The organism is Desulfosporosinus sp. FKB (genome assembly GCF_002196705.1).
Classification (GTDB): domain Bacteria; phylum Bacillota; class Desulfitobacteriia; order Desulfitobacteriales; family Desulfitobacteriaceae; genus Desulfosporosinus.
Genome location: NZ_NADJ01000038.1, coordinates 277,388 through 301,165 on the forward strand (window position 1 = coordinate 277,388; position 23,778 = coordinate 301,165).

Annotated in this window: 14 protein-coding genes; 5 read left to right on the forward strand and 9 right to left on the reverse strand. The window is 42.5% G+C overall.

All coding sequences use genetic code 11. The annotated features are described in order from the left end of the window. Positions 1-18 precede the first annotated feature (18 nt). The gene (locus B5Y67_RS17800; RefSeq protein WP_088227750.1) at positions 19-909 is read right to left on the reverse strand and encodes a respiratory nitrate reductase subunit gamma; all 891 of its coding nucleotides are present in this window, start codon (positions 907-909) and stop codon (positions 19-21) included. A 302-nt stretch (positions 910-1,211) separates the two neighbouring features. Here B5Y67_RS17800 and B5Y67_RS17805 point away from each other — a divergent pair, with 302 nt between their 5' ends. Continuing rightward, positions 1,212-1,964 (forward strand): hypothetical protein, encoded by a 753-nt coding sequence (locus B5Y67_RS17805; RefSeq protein WP_088227751.1) that lies wholly within the window; start codon positions 1,212-1,214, stop codon positions 1,962-1,964. 95 nt (positions 1,965-2,059) lie between these two features. Here B5Y67_RS17805 and B5Y67_RS17810 read toward each other — a convergent pair whose 3' ends face one another. The 3 genes from B5Y67_RS17810 to B5Y67_RS26260 all read right to left on the reverse strand — a co-directional run bounded on the left by B5Y67_RS17810 (position 2,060) and on the right by B5Y67_RS26260 (position 4,941). Then, positions 2,060-3,208, reverse strand: a complete 1,149-nt coding sequence (locus tag B5Y67_RS17810) for a class I SAM-dependent RNA methyltransferase (RefSeq protein WP_088227752.1) — start codon at positions 3,206-3,208, stop codon at positions 2,060-2,062. Between the two features lie 234 nt (positions 3,209-3,442). Beyond that, positions 3,443-4,666 carry a peptidase T gene (pepT, locus tag B5Y67_RS17815; RefSeq protein ID WP_088227753.1) on the reverse strand — a complete coding sequence of 408 codons (1,224 nt, stop codon included), beginning with the start codon at positions 4,664-4,666 and terminating at the stop codon, positions 3,443-3,445. A gap of 152 nt (positions 4,667-4,818) precedes the next feature. Then, positions 4,819-4,941 carry a hypothetical protein gene (locus B5Y67_RS26260; protein ID WP_282432792.1) on the reverse strand — a complete coding sequence of 41 codons (123 nt, stop codon included), beginning with the start codon at positions 4,939-4,941 and terminating at the stop codon, positions 4,819-4,821. Positions 4,942-5,088: 147 nt separating this feature from the next. Here B5Y67_RS26260 and B5Y67_RS17820 point away from each other — a divergent pair, with 147 nt between their 5' ends. Continuing rightward, positions 5,089-6,405 carry an aminotransferase class V-fold PLP-dependent enzyme gene (locus B5Y67_RS17820; RefSeq protein ID WP_088227754.1) on the forward strand — a complete coding sequence of 439 codons (1,317 nt, stop codon included), beginning with the start codon at positions 5,089-5,091 and terminating at the stop codon, positions 6,403-6,405. Positions 6,406-6,468: 63 nt separating this feature from the next. Continuing rightward, complete coding sequence (locus tag B5Y67_RS17825) at positions 6,469-6,945, forward strand: DsrE/DsrF/DrsH-like family protein (RefSeq protein WP_047808174.1); 477 nt, start codon at positions 6,469-6,471, stop codon at positions 6,943-6,945. Here B5Y67_RS17825 and B5Y67_RS17830 read toward each other — a convergent pair. After that, positions 6,938-7,576: a ribonuclease H family protein gene (locus B5Y67_RS17830; RefSeq protein ID WP_170932733.1), complete on the reverse strand. Its 639-nt coding sequence runs from the start codon at positions 7,574-7,576 to the stop codon at positions 6,938-6,940. The genes B5Y67_RS17825 and B5Y67_RS17830 overlap by 8 nt on opposite strands. Before the next feature lie 242 nt (positions 7,577-7,818). Between B5Y67_RS17830 and B5Y67_RS17835 the strand changes: the two genes are divergently transcribed. Continuing rightward, the gene (locus B5Y67_RS17835) at positions 7,819-8,481 is read left to right on the forward strand and encodes an AbrB family transcriptional regulator (RefSeq protein ID WP_088227756.1); all 663 of its coding nucleotides are present in this window, start codon (positions 7,819-7,821) and stop codon (positions 8,479-8,481) included. 13 nt (positions 8,482-8,494) lie between these two features. Then, the gene (locus B5Y67_RS17840) at positions 8,495-9,937 is read left to right on the forward strand and encodes an MFS transporter (RefSeq protein WP_242976029.1); all 1,443 of its coding nucleotides are present in this window, start codon (positions 8,495-8,497) and stop codon (positions 9,935-9,937) included. Between the two features lie 245 nt (positions 9,938-10,182). Here the strand turns inward: B5Y67_RS17840 and B5Y67_RS17845 are convergent, their stop codons facing one another. The 4 genes from B5Y67_RS17845 to B5Y67_RS17860 form a co-directional block, all read right to left on the reverse strand. After that, positions 10,183-18,768, reverse strand: coding sequence for a glucoamylase family protein (locus tag B5Y67_RS17845; RefSeq protein ID WP_088227757.1), 8,586 nt, complete (start codon positions 18,766-18,768; stop codon positions 10,183-10,185). A 139-nt stretch (positions 18,769-18,907) separates the two neighbouring features. Next, a complete protein-coding gene (locus tag B5Y67_RS17850; protein ID WP_088227935.1) occupies positions 18,908-21,577 on the reverse strand; it encodes a DNA translocase FtsK in 2,670 nt (889 codons plus the stop codon). Positions 21,578-21,680: 103 nt separating this feature from the next. Beyond that, a complete protein-coding gene (locus tag B5Y67_RS17855; RefSeq protein ID WP_088227758.1) occupies positions 21,681-22,640 on the reverse strand; it encodes a metal-dependent hydrolase in 960 nt (319 codons plus the stop codon). Positions 22,641-22,833: 193 nt separating this feature from the next. Further along, the gene (locus B5Y67_RS17860) at positions 22,834-23,724 is read right to left on the reverse strand and encodes a BON domain-containing protein (protein ID WP_088227759.1); all 891 of its coding nucleotides are present in this window, start codon (positions 23,722-23,724) and stop codon (positions 22,834-22,836) included. Positions 23,725-23,778 lie beyond the last annotated feature (54 nt).

The window sequence follows — 23,778 nt, forward strand, 5'->3', positions numbered from 1 at the left end:
CACTTAAGAATTTTAATCCTATTTCTTCGTGGAGCTAGGTGCCTGAATATGAGGAGCTGACCAAGTGGTAGTTGGACGATAAGAAGTAGCCGTCTTCACTTTTTGCTCAATAGCGCTTCCTCTAAGATTAGGGCTGTTGTCCCACAGAACTGTATGGAAGGTAAAGTACTTTCCTACATAATGACTCATTTTGCTAAGGGGAATATAGATTAACATAATTCCGACCAGAATAACATGGACTACCAAGAGGCCATTGGCAGCAAAAGGTGTAAAGGTAATAATGCCCGCCGTAACTTCTCGAGCCGAATTGAAGGAAAAGTCGCTGCTCCAGGTAATGATTCCGGTAACGACTGCTGCAAAGAGCAGCAAAAGGTTAAAGTATTCTTGAGGTGTCGTATATTTTTTAAGGGTAGAGTCAAACATACGACGAAGAACTAACAACCCGGAACCTAACGCTGCTAAAACAAGTCCAATAATCCCGGTAATATAGGTTAGATAAAATAATAAAAGTCCCCAAACGCTCGTTGTATTCGCTGCCACCACAATTCCATTAAGCATTGAAACGGCTCCGGCAACTAACAAGAATGTCCAAACAAAAATAAAATAAATTCCTAGATGAAGTGCATAAGAAAGCCACCAAAAAGGGCGCTGATTTTCGAATAACGTTTTAATGAAGACTATTTCCTTAAACATTTCGACAATTTCCCGAACATGTGAAACTTCTCGAGGTTTTTTCCACCAAGAAATCTCCTCATAGAATGAGCCTCCGTGCTCAAATCCTTTTTCTTTCGGTACGGGATATAGTTCCATTCGCCCGTGTAATGGTAATTTTGAAAACTGATAGGCCTTATAAGCGGACAAACCAAGAAAAAGGAGTATGGCCGCATAAGCAATTAAACTTAGAAACAAAACCCTCTACCTCCTTTGTTATTATTATCACGTTTAGTGTATTTGAGTTATTTAAGCTTGTAAAATTATCATTTTTTATCCTACCATATCATTATCTAATTGTATCTTTATGGTGCACACATCTAATTTTTTATTCAAAAAAGGCTTAATGATCTGATATTTCTTAATTATAATTACTGTTTGACAAAATATTTACATTTTTTTTAGACTCTAACCAAAAACATAATATTTAGCTTTTATTAATTATTGTTTTCGTATAACATAAATACATCATTAATAAAAAACTGCAAGGAGGTTATTGTATGAAAGCATTAATAACGTTAACTGCCAGCGAATCTAAACGTCTTATTGCCAGAGGGGTTAAAGGAATGTCTTGCGTTCAGAATGCTTTGAACAACCATGCTGTTATCATCGCAGGAGGTACAACAAATGCTTTTGTAGCTGAAGAATTGCTAGGGGTAACCATTGAAGATAAGACAGGCTACACAATGGGCATTGTTACCAAAGGAGAGTTAGGAATCAGCCGCTCTACAAAGAAAACTGCTCCTTATGTCATTGTTGAGGGGAAAGTTATTGAGACCCCTTGGAAAGAATATCTTCCTAAGTTAAAATCCGGTGATATCTTTATCAAAGGTGGCAATGCTGTCGATCACACCGGCTTAACGGCTGTGATGGTTTCAGATGCTTCGGGCGGAACCATTGGGGCAGCACAGGGATTACTCTATGCCCGCGGAGTAAAGCTGATCGTTCCTATCGGCCTTGAAAAAATGGTGCCCGATGTTCGTCAGGCTGTAGAGTTCATGACCAAATCCAGCGTAGATGAGTCGATTGGACATAAAGTTGGTCTTATCCCAATGTTGGGGGCAACTCCTGTCACTGAGTTAACCGCACTGGAAACATTATATGACGTGGAAGCTCGCTGCATTGCTGCCGGAGGTGTCGGTGGTTCGGAAGGGGCCGTCATCATAGCCCTTGAAGGCCTCGACGAGGAGGTTCAACGAGCTTTGCGAGATCTTCAAACCGTAAAAGGAGAGCCTCCCGTTTCTGTGCGTTAGATGTCCGGAAAACCGCACATGATAAACTTAAGATATAATTGAAAGAGGATTATTCTCCCGGCGACAGGGGAATAATCCTCTTTTGCATTTTTTGTTCACGATCGACTACTTTCTCTCGGCGGACGTGGTCCAAAAAATTGATAATAATGACACTCTAGTCGTCCATTATAAAGTTTTCTGCTTTTATCCCAGCGCCTCCCCATCAAGCGTTCGGGATATTGTTGATTCGTAATAACATGGAGAGACCAGTTTTCTAAACGGTTAAAGGTCTCACCAAGTTCAAGATAAAGCTGTTCAATTTCGTCCTTTTGACCTAGTCGCTCTCCATAGGGTGGATTCGTAATAATATGACCATAATTAAATCTTGATCTAACTTCTGCCACCGGCAAACGCTGAAAATGAATCAGATCACTGAGACCGGCCTCCTGAGCATGTGTCCTTGCTAAAGACAGAGCCTTAGAGTCAATATCTGAGCCATAAATATGTAGGTCTTTACTGTGTTCTTGAAGATCAAGGGCCTCTTGAAAGGCTTCCTGCCAAAACCCTTTGGAAATACATTGCCACTTTTCGGCATCAAAGCTTCGCTTAAGGCCAGGCGCCTGATTAAGGGCAATCATAGCTGCTTCAATTAGGATCGTTCCCGTCCCGCAGAAAGGGTCTAATAAAGCTCGTTCTTTATGCCAATGACTCAATTGAACCATTGCTGCAGCTAGAGTCTCTTTTAGAGGTGCTTGACCCGCAAGTTTACGGTAACCGCGTTTATGCAGACCAAGTCCGGAAGTATCGATTGTTAAAGTAGCCTCGTTATTCAGAAGGGCAACCTCAATTTGATAGCGGGGCCCAGTTTCTTCAAACCAACTACGGCCATATTTCTCCTTTAACCGTTCCACAATTGCCTTTTTAACAATAGCTTGACAGTCGGAAACACTGTATAACTTTGATTTGATTGATTTTCCTTGGACAGGAAAGTTCGCATCCTCGGGAAGCCATTCTTCCCAAGGCAATTTTTTCGTCTCTTGAAAGAGCTCTTCAAAGGTCATAGCCTTGAAAGAACCGATTTTTAACAGGACGCGATCAGAACTTCTCAGCCAAATGTTTGAGCGGCAAATTCCCAGCTCATCGGCGACAAAAGTAACCCTTCCATTTTCAACAACTTGATCGAAATACCCTAGTTCCTTCAACTCTCGGGCGACAATAGATTCTAAACCAAAGGCAGCCGTTGCTATTAACTGTAATTTAGCCATTTTGGATTCAACCCCTCAAATATTTACGACTAACCTCTTCAGCTTCGGAAAAGGTCCTTGTCTACTATACGTTTTAGAGATAATAATAGCAAGTATAAACCCGTCGCAATTTTCTGTATCAAACCAAATAATCAAGAACATGCGTTCTTAACGGAGAAATGTTAACCAAATTTTGTATTATTGTATTATTGAATTATTAGGCCTCAGAAAAGCTTATCATGTTTTTAAAAACTATCATTTTGCAGTATAAATCTCGACGATTTTTAAAATAACATCTACCGCTTTTTCCAAAGCAAACGTGGGAATAAATTCAAATTTTCCGTGAAAATTATGTCCGCCGGTAAAAATATTTGGCGTAGGCAACCCCATAAATGATAGTCTCGCCCCATCAGTTCCGCCTCTAATCGGACGGATATCCGGCACCACGCCAACTTCATTCATGGCCTTTTCCGCATTCTCAAGAATATGCTTTACAGGTTCGATCTTTTCTTTCATATTGAAGTATTGATCCTTAATCTCAATGGAAAACCTTCCGGCTCCATGTTTTTCATTAAGATCACTGATAATCTGCTGTAAATCATCCTTTCTTCGCTTAAAAGAGCTTATATCGAAATCACGTACGATATAATTAAGGATTGTCTCTTCTACGTTTCCTTGAATATCAGTCAAGTGATAAAATCCTTCATATCCTTCGGTATTGGCAGGAGTTTCATCCGTTGGCAGCTTCATAATAAATTCTTGAGCCAGCAAAATAGCATTAATCATTTTACCCTTAGCCGATCCTGGGTGAACATTTCTGCCCTGGACTTTAACCTTTGCCCCGGCCGCATTAAAATTTTCATATTCTAATTCCCCGATTGCACCACCATCAACGGTATAAGCAAACTCTGCACCAAATCTCTGAACATCGAAATAGTCCGCTCCCCTGCCTACTTCCTCGTTAGGGGTAAAAGCAATGCAAATCATCCCATGTAAAATTTCCTTATGATTCTGCAGATAATCAATGGCCGTCATCACCTCCGCGATTCCTGCCTTGTCATCTGCTCCAAGTAAGGTTGTTCCATCGGTGGTAATTAGATTTTTTCCGCGGTAATTTAATAATTCCGGAAAGTCCTTCGGTGATAGAACAATATTTTTATCTCCGCTGAGGACAATATCACCGCCATCATAATTTTCAATAAGCTGAGGTTTTACATCCTTGCCAGGCATATCGGGGCTTGTATCCAGATGGGCGATAAAGCCAATTGGCGGAATATGTTTGGTGGTATTGGCCGGCAAATGAGCAAGGACATATCCCTTTTCATCGACGGAAGCATCGTCTAACCCCATAGCTTTAAGTTCTTCAACGAGAGTATCAGCCAATTCAAATTGCCCGGGAGTTGCGAGGGCAGTGGTTTCTTCACTGGATTGTGTATCAAATTTTACATAATGTAAGAATCGTTCAATTACAGTTGTCATCTTTAAACCTCCATCTTCAGCAAAACTATTTTTACAACACATAGGTTTTTAATCTCGGTTAACGATTAATTATACCATCAACTTACTCTAAACCGCATTTACTGAATTCAAGCCTCAGCCTTAGGCTGAGGCTTGAAAACTAGAGCTCGCTATTAGGGGTTCTCTTTAAGATCCTTACCTTTTTTCTGATGCTGCTTGAATTCTGCTCGCCGAGAATCATATTTGGCGCTGGCCAGACCTTTTGGGCGTTTTTGGATTTCACCTGACTTTTTCATAGTTACCTCCATACTTTTGCAAGTGAATTTCAATGTTAGTATGTTACACAGGAGAATATATCATGTAGTCAAATTCTTTAGTCACCTTTTGATTAAATAATAATATGATGCTGAAGAAACATATTTTTAACTGAAAGAGATGATTACATGAACTATAAACTTTCAGAATCAATTTATAGACATCTTGTTATGGGGACAGACATGAAGATTCCCTTATACAACGGTGAATGGGTAGCGGGCATTAATTTTGATAATGCTGCGTCAACTCCCCCTTTAGTTTCTGTCATGGAGGAAATAAATCGCTTCGCACCAATGTATTCTTCAGTTCATCGCGGTACAGGGTACAAATCGCAATATTCTTCCCAGATCTACGAAGAAGCAAGATCAATCGTTCTTAATTTCGTCAATGCTGACCCCGATAACGATACGGCGATTTTTGTTAAAAATACGACGGAAGCCATTAATAAATTGTCTTATCGCCTTTGCGAAGACAATAAGAAAAGTGTAGTTTTATCCACATGGATGGAGCATCATTCCAACGATTTGCCATGGAGAAACAAATTTCAGGTAGATTATGTAGAGGTAAACTCTCAGGGAAAACTAAACATAACGGACCTGGAAAACAAACTAATACGCTATAAAGGGAAAGTAAAATTAGTTACAGTTACCGGAGCATCAAACGTAACCGGCTATATTAACCCCATACATAAAATAGCCGAATTAGCTCATCGTTATCGAGCTAAAATCCTTGTGGATGGAGCTCAAATGGTACCCCATACCATTGTCAATATGAGGCCGGAAAACCCGCTTCAGCGTATCGATTATCTGGCATTTTCGGCTCACAAAATGTACTCACCTTTTGGTATCGGAGTCCTGATCGGACCTCGTGAAACCTTTCAAAAAGGGGTCTCAGAAATGGTAGGGGGAGGAACCGCAGAGATCGTAACCCATAATTGGGTTTTTTGGAACGACCCTCCAATGAAGGATGAAGCCGGCTCTCCCAATGTTATCGGGGTTGTCGCTCTTGTCGCTGCCATAAAAACGTTGTGTGCTCTAGACCTGAAAAAAATTGATCACTATGAATATCAGCTTGCCGAATATGCTTATTCGGGACTAAGATCAATTCCGGGCATTACACTGTATACTCAATTCAGCCCGGGAGAACCCCATATAGGCGTCATTCCCTTCAATATAAAAGGCATGCATCATGAACGGGTTGGTTCAATCCTCTCTCAGGAAGCCGGTATCGCCGTTCGGACGGGTTGCTTCTGTACTCAACCCTATATCCAGAAATTACTCTCAATTTCTCCGAAACAAATGGAGTATTACAAAAAGAGCCGCAATTCTTCTCGCCCAGGTGTCGTCCGTATAAGTTTTGGCCTCTATAATAATTTTAACGAAATAAATATTCTCCTGCAAACCCTGGAGCAAATTGTCAGACACCCCACAATGAGCATCTCCTAAGTTATACAATTCTAATTTTTACTTATACTAGCATTAGAAAACAAATTCTAAGGGGTGTAAGTATTGGAGAAAAAGATGAATATTCTCATGTTCAGCGGTGACTATGATAAAGCCTTAGCAGCTCTCATACTCGCCAATACTGCAAAAGAATTAGGGGTTAATGTGAGCATGTTTTTTGCTTTTTGGGGATTATTTTTGGTAAGAGATCCAGCTAAGTTATCAGCAGACGATAAAACTGCCTTTGAAAAAATCTTCGGTTTAATGACACCCAAAGGGCCGGAAGAACTGCCACTTTCTCGCATGAATATGGCAGGCTTAGGAAAACAAATGCTCCTTGAGATGATGAATGATGACGAGACCCCCACACTCACCGATTTCCTTAATGGGGCCCGAAAAAAAGGTGTAACCTTTTTTGGCTGTAAGCTCTCTGTTGAGGTCATGGGCTTCAAAGAGGATGAATTACTGCCGGAGGTCCAAATTATTACTGCTAAGGAATACTTAAAAGATGCCTTAGAGTCAGATATGCAGCTCTTTATCTAATCTTACTGCTAATTCCCAATGCCTCCTTCGCAAGCCGGTCCACGTAATCGTTAAACCGATTACCACTGTGACCGGCTACCTTTTCGAAAGTGTAGAGGCCTTGGTACTCTTTCATAAAGGTTACATAGGCTTGTGTAAATTTATTCTTAGCTTTCCAGGCGCCAGTAACCCAGTTGGCAATTCCTGAATAGTCATGATAAATTCTTATCTTGGCATTCAGACTCTTAGCCTTTTTCACAGCATGTATTACCGCTGCGATTTCTCCGGCAACATTCCTCATAATGGCAGCTTCATGATTTTCTCCATCTCCATTCGCTTCAAAAACAACTTGTCCCTCTTTGACAAAAACATAGCCAAAGGAATACTTCCCATTTCGATAACTGCCATCTGTATAAACGTCATAGTCATACTCCCAGTTCACTTCACATACTTTATCTTCAGAGGAGTTTTCCTTGACCCCACCCTTTTGATCTTCTCCATCATCTTTCCAGGCAAGGGCTTCAGCTTTCGTTTCGAATCCTTTAAAAACTGCTCCTTTATACCCTTTAACTGCTGACTGACAATCAGGCCAATTATCGAAAAGCCCCTTCTTGTATCCCTCTTTTACAACATAAAAATTCTTTTTTCCCAAAGCTGCAAAACCCCTTTTGACCAAATTTGGAGCTTTTTTTCCCACATACATATTATAGTATAAGTCTTGTTATCTCAAAACAAAACTGAGTAACATATTTATCTTGTGCAGAATAGTCTAAATATTATTTACAAGCAGGAAGGATTAACCAATTATCCGTCGAATTCATAAAGATAACTACAATGTATACCCGTATAACCCAAGTTCAAGCCAAAAGACATGAACTAAGAGGGGGAAAAACAATGGAAACTTACCGGGTGAAGGTCGGAGCAGAAGGTGAAATCTCATTACCCTTGGAATTGAGAAACCTCTTTGGATTAGCTCCAGGAGACACTTTAGATTTATGTGTTGATTCTGAAGGCAAAGTTTTCGTAAGAACTGCCGAGCGTTCAGTCGAACCACTTTCCGATTTTTTTGAAGACCTGATTATCGGTGACTTACATAGCGCCGGATTTACAGGCGACGAGCTTAAGAATAGATTACTGGAACAAAAATTAAAGTTAAGCACAGTCCTTGATCGTATGGCAGAAGAAGGTTACCGGGCCCACAAAAATTTCCAATCCGTAAAATGGCGCGCCGTCCAAAGCATAAAACCATTAGAGAACGTGAAATCATCTCCAACGCCTTTTCAAGTTGTCATAACCACCCGGGGAATTCATGATTTGGCTGTCCTCCAACCGGCAGAGCTTAAGGAAATACCCGCAGTGTTAAGCGGACTCGAAGAAGATCCATTGGGATTTAAAAGGCTAAGAGGACCCTATTATGAAACATACCGTGTTTCTTTCCACTGCGGCCACAAGGAATACCGAGTTGTTTACACCGTATTTGCCCCTGAAAATCTTGTCGTCGTGTTAACCATCGGGAAAAGAAAAGCAATCTTTGAAAAACTGAACGGCATTGCCTAAAGGAGCAAGTTTTTTGATCGAAGGTTACAACTCCAGCTATTTTAAAGACTCCCCAAAATACCGATGGTTTATTTTAGCAACGGTTTCCATTGGGACCTTTATGTCAACGTTGGACAGCAGTATTGTCAGTGTAGCTTTACCGACAATCTCAGGAAAATTACAAGCAAACCTATCAACGCTGCAATGGGTAGTTACTGCCTATTTATTAACCATCTCCAGCCTGCTCCCTGTTTTTGGGCGCTTAGCTGATCTTATTGGAAGAAAACGAGTCTACTCTTTCGGATTTATTATTTTTACTCTTGGTTCTGTACTTTGCGGCCTGGCGACAAACATCTGGTTTCTCATCGGAATGCGTGTCCTCCAGGCAATTGGGGCATCGATCCTCATGGCAAATAGCCCGGCCATTATTACTGCGAATTTCCCTCCAAAGGAACGCGGAAAGGCTTTGGGGCTAACCGGAACTGTTGTTGCTTTGGGAAGCCTTACCGGTCCCGCCCTCGGCGGCATATTAGTTGGGTTGTTAAACTGGCGTACCATATTTTACATCAATTTGCCTATTGGAATTATAGGTTACATAGCCGCCCTCCTAATTCTTCCCTTAGACACACCCTTGCAAAGCAACGAAACATTCGACTTTATTGGCGCCTTTCTTTTTACCAGCGGCATGCTGTGCCTTTTATTTTCCCTCAGTAATGGCCAAGATTGGGGATGGAACTCCTATCCGATCAGAGGTGGCTTAATCCTCGGTCTCATCTTATTGGCAGCATTTTTCTTGGCCGAAATTCGCGTTTCAAGCCCTATGATTGATCTGTCCCTGTTCCAAATCCGGCCCTTTTTAGCGGGAAATATTACCGGATTTCTTTCTTTTGTAGCAATGTTTGCCAATACCATGCTGATGCCTTTTTACTTACAGCATGTTTTAAATTTTGATCCAACCCAAGTTGGGTTAATAATGACCTCTTTTCCCCTGATGTTGGCAATTTCTGCACCAATCAGCGGACTCATCTCGGATATAATCGGCCCACGCGTCCTGACCACAAGCGGATTGATCGTCTTCGCCTCTGGCTTTTTATATTTGTCCAGTCTAACCGCCTGCTCACTAACTTGGCAAATCGTACCTGGTCTTTTGCTGATAGGTTTGGGTTGTGGTCTTTTCCAATCTCCCAATAACAGCAGCGTCATGAGTTCAGTTCCAACCATAAAATTAGGTATTGCCGGTGGAATTAACGCCCTGCTCCGAAATGTTGGCATGGTTATTGGAATCTCTTATTCTGTATCCTTATTTGAAAACAGACAGGCAATCCTGCTGGAAGGTATCACCTCTCCGACAGCAGAACAACAAGCAAATGCTTTTGTCGGGGCTTATCAGATTGTCATGTTAACCTCAATGGGAATTGCAATTGTCGCTGGTTTGCTCTCTCTTAACCGCAAAGGCTATTATCAGCCCGAAGCTTAATTTCATACAAAACCCTAAAAATCAATTTCTTAATATTGTGATCAAATCTAAAAGCCAAATACCGTACCTAACCTTCAAGGAGTAAAAAAAGCCTTCTGTCGTAGGATCATAACTACAATAGAAGGCTTTCTGTGTCTGGAAAATTGCAAGTCCTCCAGGAAATAATGCCTCACCTTAAATTCAAGAGCGAAATCATGTGGTATGGGGTCTCTCAAACCATTATTACCCGGTGAAGGATAAGGTTATTACATAGTTAAATGTATAGTATGAACCTGACTGTCATCTTTGAGTTGAATGACCGGTTCCTCTAAAAGCACATCGTCACAGGTAATCTGTTCAGCTCCAGTCATCTTCCCTTGAGGATTCTCAACGACAATTTCATATCGTGATGAACAGTATGTATAGGTTAAACGGAACCCCTTCCAATGGCTGGGTATACACGGTTTAAGAATTAACCTGTCCCCTAGTCGCTTAAAACCTAATATCCCTTCAAGCCCGGCCTGATATAACCACCCTGCCGCTCCAGTATACCAACTCCAGCCGCCGCGGCCTACATGGGGGTGAATGGCATAAACATCCGCGGCGACAACATAAGGCTCAACTTTATAGCGATTGGCCTCATTTTCCGTTCGGGCATGATTGACGGGGTTTAACATGTGAAACAATTCCATGGCTTTATCCCCTTCCCCCAGAGTTGTGTAGGCCAATACGGCCCAAATCGCCCCGTGAGTATATTGTCCGCCATTTTCCCGAACTCCCGGTACATAGCCTTTAATATAACCAGGATCAGGCAGAGACTTGTCAAAAGGCGGTGTCAGCAGCAGCAGAATTCCTTCGTCTTTGCGCCACAAATAGTGTTCCAAGGCCAACATCGCATCTAAAGCACGACTGGGTTTAGCTGCAGCTGAAATTACCGACCAAGACTGAGCTATAGCATCAATCTGACATTCTGTATTTCGAGTTGACCCTAAGGGAGTGCCGTCATCAAAATAAGCACGACGATACCACCCACCATCCCAGCCATGTTTTTCTAAAGATTGTTGAAGCTCTTTAGCAATCCTGCGGTAGCCTTCTCCTCGTTCCTTGTCTTGACGTCCTAAGCAAATATTGGAGAAACGCTGTAAGGTTAAATACAAAAACCATCCTAACCAAACACTTTCTCCGCGACCCTTGGGACCGATTTGACTAAATCCATCATTCCAGTCTCCGGAACCAATCAGCGGCAAGCCATGTTCACCAAAACGCATACCCCGTTCAAGGGCTCGCAGACAATGTTCGTAAACAGTTCCAGTCTCAGCGGAAATGTCAGGAACTGAATAACGTTCATCTTCCCCTTCTTTCAACGTTTCATCATCAAGGAAAGACGTGACTTCTTCCAGCACCCCGATATCTCCGGTACGTTCAATATAGTGCGCAGTTACGAAAGGAAGCCACAGCAAATCATCCGCAAACCTTGTTCGTATACCTTTATTTTTTCCCTCATGCCACCAATGCTGGACATCGCCTTCTCTAAATTGATGGGCACAATGAAGAATAATTTGCCGCCTGGTAATCTCGGGAGACGTGTAAACCAGCGCCATAACATCCTGAAGTTGGTCTCTAAAGCCATAGGCTCCTCCAGACTGATAAAATGCCGATCTCGCCCATACCCGACAGACCATGGTTTGATAAAGCAACCAGCGATTTAAGAGCAAATTCATGGATGTATCAGGTGTTTCGACTTGAATTTTACCCAGTAAGCCATCCCAAAAGCTTTTGACATGTTCCAGTTCTTCGTTTACCTTCTTGGGGTCTCTATACTTCTCGCGAATTTCTTCAGCCTCTTCTCGATTCTGAGTATCCCCTAATAAAAAGGTCACTGTTTTTTCTTCTCCCGGCGCAAGCGATATATTAATTTTCATTGCTGTACAAGGGTCAAAACCTGCACCTACGGAATCCGAGAATCTTTCCGTCTTTAAGCCTATGGGATCTGCCAGGCTTCCGTTTCGCCCGATAAATTCTGATCGATCCCCGGTATAACTATCGATGTCCCCGCCGATTGCTGTCAAAAACCCATGCCTTCCAGCAAATTCTTCTTGATAGGTGTTTCGAACTAAGAAAAGCTGTTTCTCCTTATCAAATTCCGACACCAAATAAGGGGCGGTCTGTTCCCGGGCCACTCCCAAGACCCATTCAGCGTAATAGACTAGACTTAAATGCAGCGTCTGTTCCGACATGTTGCTAAGCATTAATTCCGTGATTTTTACAGGTTCCTCAACAGGCACGAAGAGTCTTAAGGTTTGTTTTAAGCCATGACTGCAGTGTTCAAAGACAGAATATCCCTGTCCGTGGCGAATTGTATAAGCTCCTTTCTCCCGCCTCGGTCTGGCAGTCACAGACCAGAATTCGCCTGTCTCGGCATTCTTTAAGTAAAGCACTTCCCCGGGAGGATCAAGAACCGGGTCATTGGACCAAGGAGTCAGTTTATACTCTCTGCTGTTCATTGACCAGGAATAACCCGCACCTGCCTCGGAGACTTGAAAGCCAAACCTTGAGTTGGCAATAACGTTAATCCAAGGAAGCGGGGTATTTCTGGCTTCCTGAAGTTGGATGATATATTCTTTTCCATCGTCACTAAAGCCTCCATATCCATTCGGAAATGTTAAGGAACTTAAGATCTCGTCGATGGATTCAGGAGGTTTATGTTCTGAAGAAGCTTCCAAGGAGACCTCATCTGCTTCGCTGGGACTATGAGTATCGGCATCGATCCCTTCCTCAGTAATTAGTTTGCTCTTCTTACGAACTTGAAGTGTACAAGACCCACCTTCTCCATTAAACATTATTCTTGCTACGGTATAAAGCAATCTTAAATCATCAGGATGAACATGACCTTTTTGCAGGATAAAAACACCACCCGGTTGATTTAAGCGATCCCGAGCATGTCCCATCGAAACTAAATCCCGCAAATTATCCTGGAAAGCCTGGACATAACTACTTTCGTCCTCGTTGAGAATTACCAAATCAGCATATAACCCTTTAAGACTCCAGTATTCATGAATTGTGAGCAAGCGATGGACTAAATCCAGATGTTCTTCGCAATCAACCCGAACGAGTACAATTGGCAGATCTCCTGAAATGGCATAAGACCATAAACCGGACTGCCCTTTACAATTCCTTTCGATGTATTCCGCCACATCTCTGCGACACGGGCTGAGATAGAACAGATGACCTCCAAGACTGAGTGCCTCATTGGCCTGCCCAGCCGTCAAATTCAGATGACGAAGTTCCATATTGCAATGCGTCCAAGCCAATTCAAAAGCTCTATTCACCGAGAGCGGATCGCGATATTTTTCAGAAATGCGAACTATTTCCTCTTGATTATCAGCATAACCCACTGAAAAAGAAACCCTGGCTGTCTGCCCCGGACCTATTCTGACTCGCTGACGCAGGCTCATAATCGGATCAAGAACTGCACCAACGGTGTTCGACAAGGGATGATTGGCATCTACGGCTTGCGGCTTGGCAAGGCTTCTCCCCCTTCCGACAAATCGTGCTCGGTCTGTCTCATATTGCAGGGTTCCTACCTTGTCCCCTTCTGTCGCCACAGTATGCATCAACCACAAACGCCGCTGATTTTCTTTACGAGGACGCCGTGACGCAAAAAGCACTTCATTCTGATAATCCGTTTGGATAAATAAATTACCAAAGGCAGGATGGGCTAAATCATCATTCGCCCTCGCTAAAACGACTTCAAAATAACTCGTAATCTCCACAACACGCTCAAATTTGCTATGATTCGTAAGGGAAATACGTCTTATCTCAGTTTGGTCCTCAGGCGAAACAACGATTTCCGTTTTAGTCGTAAGGTTGCCGTCCTGGCGACGAAATTCTACGCGATCCGGAGCAAAAGTTACTTTGTAGTCCTCCCCGCCAAAACCACAAGGCTGAAAAGCCGCTGACCAAACATCGCCGGAATTTAAATTTTGAATGTAAAAATACATACCCCAAGCATCACGGGTTACATCTTCACGCCAACGTGAAATGCTGATTTCACGGAATCGGCTGAATCCAGCTCCTGAATTTGTTAACATCACTGAATACTGTCCATTGGAAATACAATGAGTAACGGGAATGGGGCTCATGGCAGTATTCAGGAAAATAGAATGGTTTTTTTCCGGAAGGATATTTTTGCTGTATCGTTCCGCAACAACCTGTTCACTCTCCGGCTGAGATACCAGAGATACTGCTGAAGGAAGCCTTTCTTGAAGAAGAAGCTCCGAGGCTTGAATAAAAGGCTCCTTATGCAATCGATTTTGCATCCTGTTATCAAACAAAACATTATCTAGAGCCAGAAAGCTCATTCCCTGATGATGAGCCATGAAACTCTTAATTAACTTATGAGATCCTCCTACCGGAATGCGATCCGCTGTATAATCAGCAGCTTCATAAAGACCGTATCGGCCGCTGAAACCCTGATGATCCATACTGGAGATATTAGCTAATGCTTCCCGCGGAGCAACCATAAGCGCCAAGAAACTGGCATAGGGCGCAATTACTAAATCTTGAATTAATCCTCGTTTCAGACCCAATCCCGGAACCCCGAAGGCTTTATATTGATAGTTTAGCTGGGGATCGAAGGCGTAGAAGCCCGATTCGGAAATTCCCCAAGGCAAATTATGTTCAGCAGCATACTTGCGTTGAACTTCAACTACTGAATTATAGGTTTCATCCAATAACGTCCCTTCATAATTCCTCATGACCAATAGAGGCATTAAAAACTCAAACATTGTACCACTCCAAGAAACGAGGCTGCGTTTCCTCTGAGCCAAAGTTAAGGTACGGCCCAGTCTAAACCAATGACTATGAGACACATCCCCTTTGGCGATGGCAATAAAACTTGCCTGGCGAGCCTCAGAGGCCAATAAATCATAATAGGACTTATCAAGCATACTGTCCCCAACCCGATAGCCAATGGAGAAAAGTTGACGTTTCTCATCAAATAAGGGACGAAAATCTGTAGCCAAAACCATCTCTTCGAGCTCATGCTGTAATTCTCTGGACTTAAGTAATAAGTGCTGAGCTCTCTCTAAGGCAGGTTTGATTTTTTCTCCAATTTCTGCAGAAAACGTTCCGTGTTCTAAGCCCTGGGAATAGTACAATGCAAGACGCTCTAAAGGAGCAAATTGAAGTTCATCGGCAACCTGTTGGTCAATTTGGTTTATGAGTGCTGGATCTTTGGCCCAGGGGAAAAAGTCTTGAATCTCCTTCTCAAAGGAACCAATCATTTTCTGTATTTGTTTAGCCCAATATCTTCCTTCCTCAGACCATTCCTGATTCGAGGGAACATTAGGCCAAGACCGTATCAGCTGTCGCCAAGTTTCCAGACTCCAGCTCTGATCAGAGGTCTCCAGAAACTTATTAAGACCCCTTTCGAATTCGGAAAAATCGTTAAATACCTCTTCGCTGACTGCCTGTTTAAAGTGGATTAACGTATCTTGCAAGGCAGAAAGATAACCCAAATTGAGAAGTGGACTTTCCATCGATTCGCTAAGTCCAGATTTCAACGTCACCAAATACATTGCGAAATTACCGCTATCTACTGTGGATATATATCGTGGCTCCAAAGGTTCCAAACTTAATGTATCATACCAATTGTAAAGATGACCTTGCCAATGTTCGAGCTCCTTAATCGTCTGCAGTGTTCTTTCAATTCTGTTGATGGCCGTCGATAAGGAAATATAACCAAAGTCTCTTGCTGCTAAATTTGCCAGCAAGGCTAAACCAATATTCGTTGGCGATGTTCGATGAGCAATCCCATTGGGCGGATCAATTTGGACATTGTCAGGAGGCAGCCAATGCTCAGCATCACTCACAAACTCTTCAAAAAAGGCCCAAATTTTCCTCGACCAGAGACGTAACGACTGCTGTTCGGAAGCAGAAAGCAATTCCTTCTTATGTCGTTTCGGCAGGCTTACCCGATAGGAACACCAAATGGAAAGAAGCCATAAAATCACTAAGGGAGTAACCGCCATCAGCTTAGCCGGAAACAGAAACCCTATCAGAAAAAAAACAAGGACACAATAGACGATGACAGGCCGCATTGCTCCTAAATTCGCTTTAAAACTCAGGTCGATTCGTTTTTCCGTATCGGCTGCCGTCTCCCATTCCAGCATATTTCGGTGAGAAATAAGCTGCCGGTATAAGCTTCTGAAAATAGCATCAAGCATGATGTAAGATTGATAGGGCAGCAGCAAAAATTGTAGAGCAAATTGTTCGGCAAGTGTTAAAAAATCCTGAGCAACGTTAGTTTCTTCTCTTCCCTGGCATAAAAGCATATTGAAGATGCACAAGATCATGGGCCAGAGAATACCTAATGCAGCCAGTCCGACCCATACCCAAGGACTCCCGGGAAGAATCATGAATCCTAAGGTCAATAGCAATAATTGGGCTGGATTTTCCAAACTTCTTCTTAAGTTATCAAAGATCTTCCATTTAGAGATAAAGGGCAGAGGTTTAAAAAGCCAAGGAATGAGCTGCCAGTCTCCTCTCACCCAGCGATGTTGACGGCGCAGAAAAGCGCGATAGGTCGAAGGATAACCATCAATTAATTCAATATCTGTGACAAGGCCCGCTCGGGCATAAATCCCTTCGATGAGATCGTGACTGAGAATAGTGTTTTCTGGAAAGGTCTTATGGGTTACTTGTTGAAATACATCAACATCGTAAATCCCTTTTCCCGTAAATATCCCTTCGTTAAATAGATCCTGATAAAGATCCGAGATGGCGTTTGTATACGGATCTACTCCAACTCTGCCCGAATAGATGCGGGAAAATTCGGTGGCACCGGCACTCAAAATGGAAACTCCTACCCGGGGCTGTAGTATTCCGTAACCTTGGACAACTCTTGTTTTATCCTCATTTAACTGCGGAGAGTGCAGCGGATGGGCAAGGGTTCCAATTAACTTTTTAGCTGTTCCCTGAGGTAATTGAGTATCGGCATCAAGGGTAATTACATAGCGGATACTCGGAAGAGCAGCTAAGTTTCCAATCTGGATATCATAACTTGTCTCCCCAGCTTGACGCAACAGAGCATTAAACTCCAAAAGCTTTCCTCGTTTGCGCTCCCACCCCATCCAGACTCCTTCAGCAGAATTGTATAAGCGGTGCCGATGTAATAAATAAAATTGGTCTTGTTGATACTTTTGATTGAGATTTTCTATTTCTTCCTTCGCAGCGATGATAATTTCCTCATCACCCGGGATCGTTTGGGAGGGGGCATCTGCAAAATCTCCCAGCAAGGCAAAATATAAGTTATCATCTCTGTTTGCCAGAAAATATACTTCCATTTCAGCGACGAGTTCCTTGACTCGATCCACACTCGTTAGCAGAGTGGGAACGACAACCATCGTCCTAAATTCATCAGGAATCCCCTCTCGCAGCTCCAATTTCGGTAAAAAGGTAGGCGTAAACAGTTTGCAGACTAACCAGTTAAGGGTAGGTATAATTAAACCGCTGGCCCAGATAAGGAGCGTTAAAATTAAGACGATATAGCCAAGAGAGGGTGGCATGCTGCTGGCGTACGATAAAACCCAAAGTGTCAGCAAACAAATCCCAAGAATTAGGCCGCCAAAGTAATATGTTAAAGGCTTTTTTTCAACGGCTTGACGAAATGTAGAGAGAGCGCTGAGATTCGAGCCAAAGTCCTGTTTTAGCTCCTGTTCTAAACTGCTTCGGCCCAGACCCAGCAAATCAAACCCTATATGGGAGGCCAGTGTATCGCCTTCGGCTTGTGCCTTTTCTGCCCTGGCGAGCACCTTTCGTGCTACAACAAGTTCCGAGGTTTTGAAATTTTTAGCGATCATTTCCACTTCATGACGATAGGCATCCCGAGAGTCGAAATCCATTTGTCCATAAATATGGCTAGGATCTTTTTCAAAAACACTCTCGACTAGACTTACTTCTTCGAAAAACCGGGGCCAATTTTCCGCGGCAATAAAATGCATACTCGTAATGGCATGCCCCATTGATACTTGATACATTGTCTGTCGTTGACGTTCAAGTTTTGCTAACTCCTCAATGGTCGTATCCTGTTTGGCAACGGCCCGATCAATCCAGTGCAGTAAAGGAGCTCCATCCACACCGTGTTCGCGCATCCGTCTTAAAATTTGTTCGGCGTATGCTGAAGAATATTCTTCCTCCATACTTAAAGTTTTTAGCATTTCATCCCAGTTCGTTTTATCGTGTTCGGTTTCTAAGAGAGGCAGAAGCCATTGGTCAGCCCGTTCCCTTTCAGTTTGGGTGAACATAATAAGCTCCGCTAATCTCCTAATATTCTCGAGAATTACAATTCTTAGCATTGTGGGGATTGCCCATAATTCGCCGCTCGTTAAAGGGATTTGAACCTGATACGCATTGATAAACGCTTTTAAAGTGTCGCGTTGTAATTGACTGTCTGTATGCTCGATTAGTTCGACTAGCAAAGCATATACTCTGGGATATCCCATAAAGTCACCGCTGGAAATGCGGGGCAACTGCCGTTCAAATTTCAAAGGAAGGCTTTTGGGGATCTCCTCTTTCAATCCTCTGAGACTATAATAATTGTCTAATAACCATTCCGTTGCTGGGATGGTATCTTTTGTTCGAGTAGCATAATCCGTAATTTCATGATAAGCCCGTTCTAAGAACTTAATATTTTGTCTGACCCTTGGCAAGAGAGTTCGCTTCGGATGATGTGCACTCTGATTCGCGGTGAAACGGGCAATTTCTTCCGCATGCTTCAGCAAATCTTCTCCGTGAAGGGCAATGTCCTTATATGGCTTTTCTTTAATCATTGACCGTGCGAAAAACTTCATTGTTCGTCTCCGTTTGTCATTTTTTGAGCATCATTATTGCATTATTCCCAATCTCTCCCACTTCATTCATAAAAACAAACACCCTAGCCATTTTTCACAGCTAGGGTGCCGAAATTATTTATTAATTAACTGTTAAGTATTAACCGAACCGCTCTAGAAATTCATCCATGGTAATAAGTACCTGTCTGGGTTTACTTCCTTCATAAGCTCCCACAACTCCTTGATCTTCAAGCATATCCATCAAGCGCGCGGCCCTGGTATATCCGAGTTTTAAGCGTCGTTGTAAGAAAGAGGTCGATGCGATACCGCTTTTAAGACAAAGTTTTCCTGCTTCAAAAAATAGCGCATCATCAGGACCATTACCCTCCTCATTCTTTTCCGGAGTTTCTGCAAACAACCGTTCCGGATCAAGATATTCGGGTTTGCCAAGGTTCTTCCAATGGGCAATGATCTTTTGAACTTCTTCATCGGTCACTAAACAGCCTTGTACGCGCAACGCCTTATTAACCCCTAAGGGAGAATAAAGCATATCCCCTTTGCCCAAAAGTTTCTCGGCTCCAGTAGCATCAAGTATCGTGCGTGAATCGATTTGAGACGATACCGCGAAAGAAATTCGGCTGGGAATATTGGCCTTAATGACCCCTGTTATCACGTCAACAGATGGCCGCTGAGTTGCAATTACAAGATGAATACCTGCTGCCCTTGCCATTTGGGCTAAACGGCAGATGGCCTCCTCGACTTCACCGGGAGCTACCAGCATGAGATCTGCCAATTCATCAATGATTACGACGATGTAAGGCAGCTTTATGGACGAATCAACTTCAGACTTAAGTTTATTATAGCGGACAACGTCTCGAACTCCCGCAGCAGCAAAAAGTTCATATCTATTTTCCATTTCTTTAACGATCCATTTAAGAGCACTAGCTGCCTTCTTAGGATCAACAACTACGGGGGCAAGAAGATGAGGAATACCATTATATTGACTCAGCTCAACCATTTTAGGATCAACGAGTAAGAATTTCACTTCGGCCGGCGTTGCATTAAATAAGATTGAATTTATGATTGAGGTAATACAAACACTCTTCCCTGAACCTGTAGCTCCAGCCACCAAAAGATGGGGCATTTTAATCAAATCTGCGACGATGGGCTGATCTGCTATATCTTTTCCTAATGCTACTTTAAGTTTCGAAGAATAGTCACGAAAACTGGGGGTCTCCAGCACTTCTCGAAAAGGGACCGAACGCGCCTGTTTATTGGGAACTTCGATGCCAATAGCCGCCTTTCCTGGAATAGGAGCCTCAATACGCACATCACGAGCCGCCAGCCCTAAAGCAATATCATCTGCCAAATTGACAATCTTACTAATTTTCACTCCCGGAGCCGGGGCTAATTCGTAACGAGTGATCACAGGTCCACTGGTAACACGAATTACTTTTGCTTTAACTCCGAAATCCAAAAGCACTTTTTCTAACAACCTGGAAGTCTCGGGGTCTTGGACAGGATATTGCAAGGCAACGGGGTCAAGCAAGGAAAAGTCAGGAGATTCCCAAAGAGGATGATCTTGAAGTTTATCCTCGGGATTATGTTCATGAATGTCTTCATGAATATTTTCGAGAACATCTTCGGGAACATCTTCGGGAACATTTTCAGGAATGTCATCAAAAGTAATGGGAACATGAGTTTTAGGAGTAGGTTCCAAAGAAGGTTCCAAAGAAGGTTCCAAAGCAGATTCTAGAATTTGATCTGTCGTTATTTCTGATTCTGATCTTGGATCCGATATAGGTTCTTGGATTAATTCAGCAACAAATCTCATTTTAGATTCTGTGTTAAATTCCGGCTTCTTCTCCCCTTCAGCAGAATCCAGAACTTTGTGCGGATCACTGATCCTTTCGTCTTTTAAACTGCATTCCTTTACAGCCGTGACAGTATTAATCACATGGTTGATCTGCAAATCAGGCTTATTCTCAGGTTTAAGGCCTACATCTTGAGGATCTGTACATAATTGTTGATCTGATGATACCTTAAAGTTCTCTTCCAGATCCCTGTGAGTTGGATTGTTATCGATTTTAAACTGCGCTAAAAACTCTGCTTGATCTGCTTGAGATTTAAAGATAGGTTTAGCCTGACAGGGGTTCTCCTTCAAATTCTCCTGTGCCACTGGCCGATTACTCTCTGACTTAGGAATTGCGTTCTTCGTGGGCTCTTCATGATCTACGTCTTCAAAATACGTTTCGATTCCCCTTAATAGAGTCAATTTCGGCGTCTTTTTCAGCAGAAATGACTCACCGGCTGCAAAATATGATGGAAAATCTTCGCCCAATTCATTCATTTCCCGCGCTTGTTCCTGATCAACATCTTTAATTTCGACCCATTCCGGCGAGGAAAAATAATGATTAAAGCCATGCAAATTAACAAGTTTTCCACCGGGCAAAGGTATTCCCTCTTCATTCGGTTTGGGACTTGTTAACCACGACTTCGCGGACTTTACTTCAGTTTGCCTTTTGCGCTGTGCTTTGGCGACAGCTTTAGAATGAACATTCCTTGTGGTCGTTTGAGATTGAGATTGAGATTTGAATTGAGACCGCGATCGAAACGACTGGACTTTATCCGAATAAATCCATAAAACAATAGCAACAATCAAAAATAGAAAAAGTCCAATCCAAGCAAAATGAACTCCAAAAATTGCTGAAATCCCCGAAAAAATCTGTCGTCCCATAAAAAATCCCCGGCCGCCCATAAGGCCCAATAGAGAAAATAGGAACAATAAAATACTTATTATTTTTAAATAAATTAATTTAAAATCAAACATATCTAAATTCTTTCCATTACCTCGCACCTTTTCACCCCCATGCTATACTCATTATGGTTGATAAGCTATGAGAATGTCAAAAGGTTTTTTTGTTCTAATCTCCTTAGTAACTTAAAAGCACGCCCTCTTGATTGGGGAAATGATTAAAAATTTCATAGGATATTTCACCGTTTTCATTCAGGTAAACATTGCCGGTATAGAGAAAATCACCTTTCGTCCAATACCGCAGATCGACAAATTCCACCAGACATTCTCCTGAATCAGAGTTATGAGCCACCACATGATAATAAGGGGTAAATTGACAAAACATTTCCGCTAGATTTCCCTCAAGAGCATTAGAAACTGAAGGATTGTCTTTATCGAATTTCGGTAAAACTCTGCAAATTGAAGGAATCTGATTACGAACAATACCAAACCGCACCGAATCTCCCTGGAAGAGAATAAAATTCCAGGCAAAAGGATGATACATAGCCGGAAGGACTTTAACCTCAGCACGAGATTTAATTGAATACACTTCCATAAGTTTATTACGTGTTTTCAAACGGCCAATTTGACGGTAGCCTAAATATAATAAACTGAAAAATATAGCAAACGAAGCAGAAGGTCTGGAAAAATCAGCAGAACGCAGCGAGGCCATAAAAGATCCCAGAAACAAGCATGATATGATGGGATCGGTAAGCATTATCATATCGACTGTGATTTTCTTACGCGAAAACGGCCATAACAATTCTGCTCCAAAAGAATTTAATAAGTCCAAAATACTATGCGATAATGTTCCAATAAGTGTCCATAATACTACAGTCCACCAAGACGTCGTAGGATAAATCAAATATAAGGTTGTTCCGAGTCCCAAAGACATAACGGTTAAGGCAAGCAAAGAATGGCTTGCACCCCGATGGTTCATCAAATAATTTAAACGACCTTTGAGATGAGCTAAAATATCGAGATCAGGAAGCATAGCGCCCAGAGAACAGCCCAAAAATACGGGATCATTTAATTGCATCGTATGACCTGAGAAAGCACTTAAGGCAATTCCGACGAGTCCATGAGTTATAGGATCCATTATTGCCCTCCTTCACATTTTTGTCACGACCCTAACAGTTTTTATTATAGCATAAAGTTGTTGAAGCAACCCGAATTTCATACTCTGAAATGCATTTCCTGATTTTTCATCTTATTACATATAACTAGAAAACTCCGCATAATCATGCGGAGTAATCCATGACACGATAGCAAAGGATCTAAACCTTAGTCAATTACCCTTTGCTGGAATGTGCGGCAACTTTAATTGAATTATTGACAGTATGAATCTCGGGGATGCTTTTGATCATTTCTTCAGGGAGATCACGTTCCTCTTCGGTGTAAACTTCTCCAGTCAGAAAAGCAATACCATTCTGTACAAAAGCTCGAACTTGACCTGAATTTAAACCATGCTGTCCCAACTTTGATACCAGCTGCTCCGTCAGCCACAAGTCATCACCCTGCGACCGATGGCGAGTCATTATCTCACTGACAACAGCCTTCACACCGGGAACTTGATATGCAGTTTCAACGGCCCATTCCATCTCTTCCTGTGTGTCTACAAGACCGCTTAACGTTATCAAGCCATTACGCGCACCTGTTTGAATTTCATGCGCATTAACCCAAGGTGATGCAACCAAGGCATTTTCCACGCGATTTACTAAAGTCGCGTCGTCGACGGCTTTCTCCAAAAATTGAATTTCGCTGCGGATTTCTTTTACGCCGCGTACCTGAGAGGCAAGGCGCTTAGCTAACCGTTCAGTGCTTTGGGTCTCAACATGGCCGAGTAAGGTAACAATTCCGCGACTAACCCGACACCCCAAATGAGTTATATCCTCAAAATTAGAGTTCTTAAACCGTTCAATAATTCCCTCTTCTATATCCTTATCCAGGATAATTCCGTCATTAGAAACGGTCAGAGAGTTATCTAATTCACGAACACCATCGATGCGGCCCACACGACTCCCAAAAAAATCCTTTTCCGCTAAACTATCAACCATTCCCCAGATTATTGCCCTGTCTCCTTTGACCTCTACTTGAATCCCCTGCCCGCTTTCTCCGAAATGTGTATGAATAAGTTTTTTGATATCACGAAGAATATCTTTTTCGGATCGCGAATTATGCATAAAATCTCCCTCCACCATGAAGCTGTGTTTTCATACTCAGAGGGTATTTTATCC

Excerpts from the sequence above, each read along its gene's own strand:
- B5Y67_RS17835 (WP_088227756.1), top strand. The coding sequence starts at position 7,819 with ATGGAAACTTACCGGGTGAAGGTCGGAGCAGAAGGTGAAATCTCATTA.
- B5Y67_RS17860 (WP_088227759.1), bottom strand. The coding sequence starts at position 23,724 with ATGCATAATTCGCGATCCGAAAAAGATATTCTTCGTGATATCAAAAAA.
- B5Y67_RS17850 (WP_088227935.1), bottom strand. The coding sequence starts at position 21,577 with ATGTTTGATTTTAAATTAATTTATTTAAAAATAATAAGTATTTTATTG.
- B5Y67_RS17855 (WP_088227758.1), bottom strand. The coding sequence starts at position 22,640 with ATGGATCCTATAACTCATGGACTCGTCGGAATTGCCTTAAGTGCTTTC.
- B5Y67_RS17805 (WP_088227751.1), top strand. The coding sequence starts at position 1,212 with ATGAAAGCATTAATAACGTTAACTGCCAGCGAATCTAAACGTCTTATT.
- pepT (WP_088227753.1), bottom strand. The coding sequence starts at position 4,666 with ATGACAACTGTAATTGAACGATTCTTACATTATGTAAAATTTGATACA.
- B5Y67_RS17845 (WP_088227757.1), bottom strand. The coding sequence starts at position 18,768 with ATGAAGTTTTTCGCACGGTCAATGATTAAAGAAAAGCCATATAAGGAC.
- B5Y67_RS17820 (WP_088227754.1), top strand. The coding sequence starts at position 5,089 with ATGAACTATAAACTTTCAGAATCAATTTATAGACATCTTGTTATGGGG.
- B5Y67_RS17810 (WP_088227752.1), bottom strand. The coding sequence starts at position 3,208 with ATGGCTAAATTACAGTTAATAGCAACGGCTGCCTTTGGTTTAGAATCT.
- B5Y67_RS26260 (WP_282432792.1), bottom strand. The coding sequence starts at position 4,941 with ATGAAAAAGTCAGGTGAAATCCAAAAACGCCCAAAAGGTCTGGCCAGC.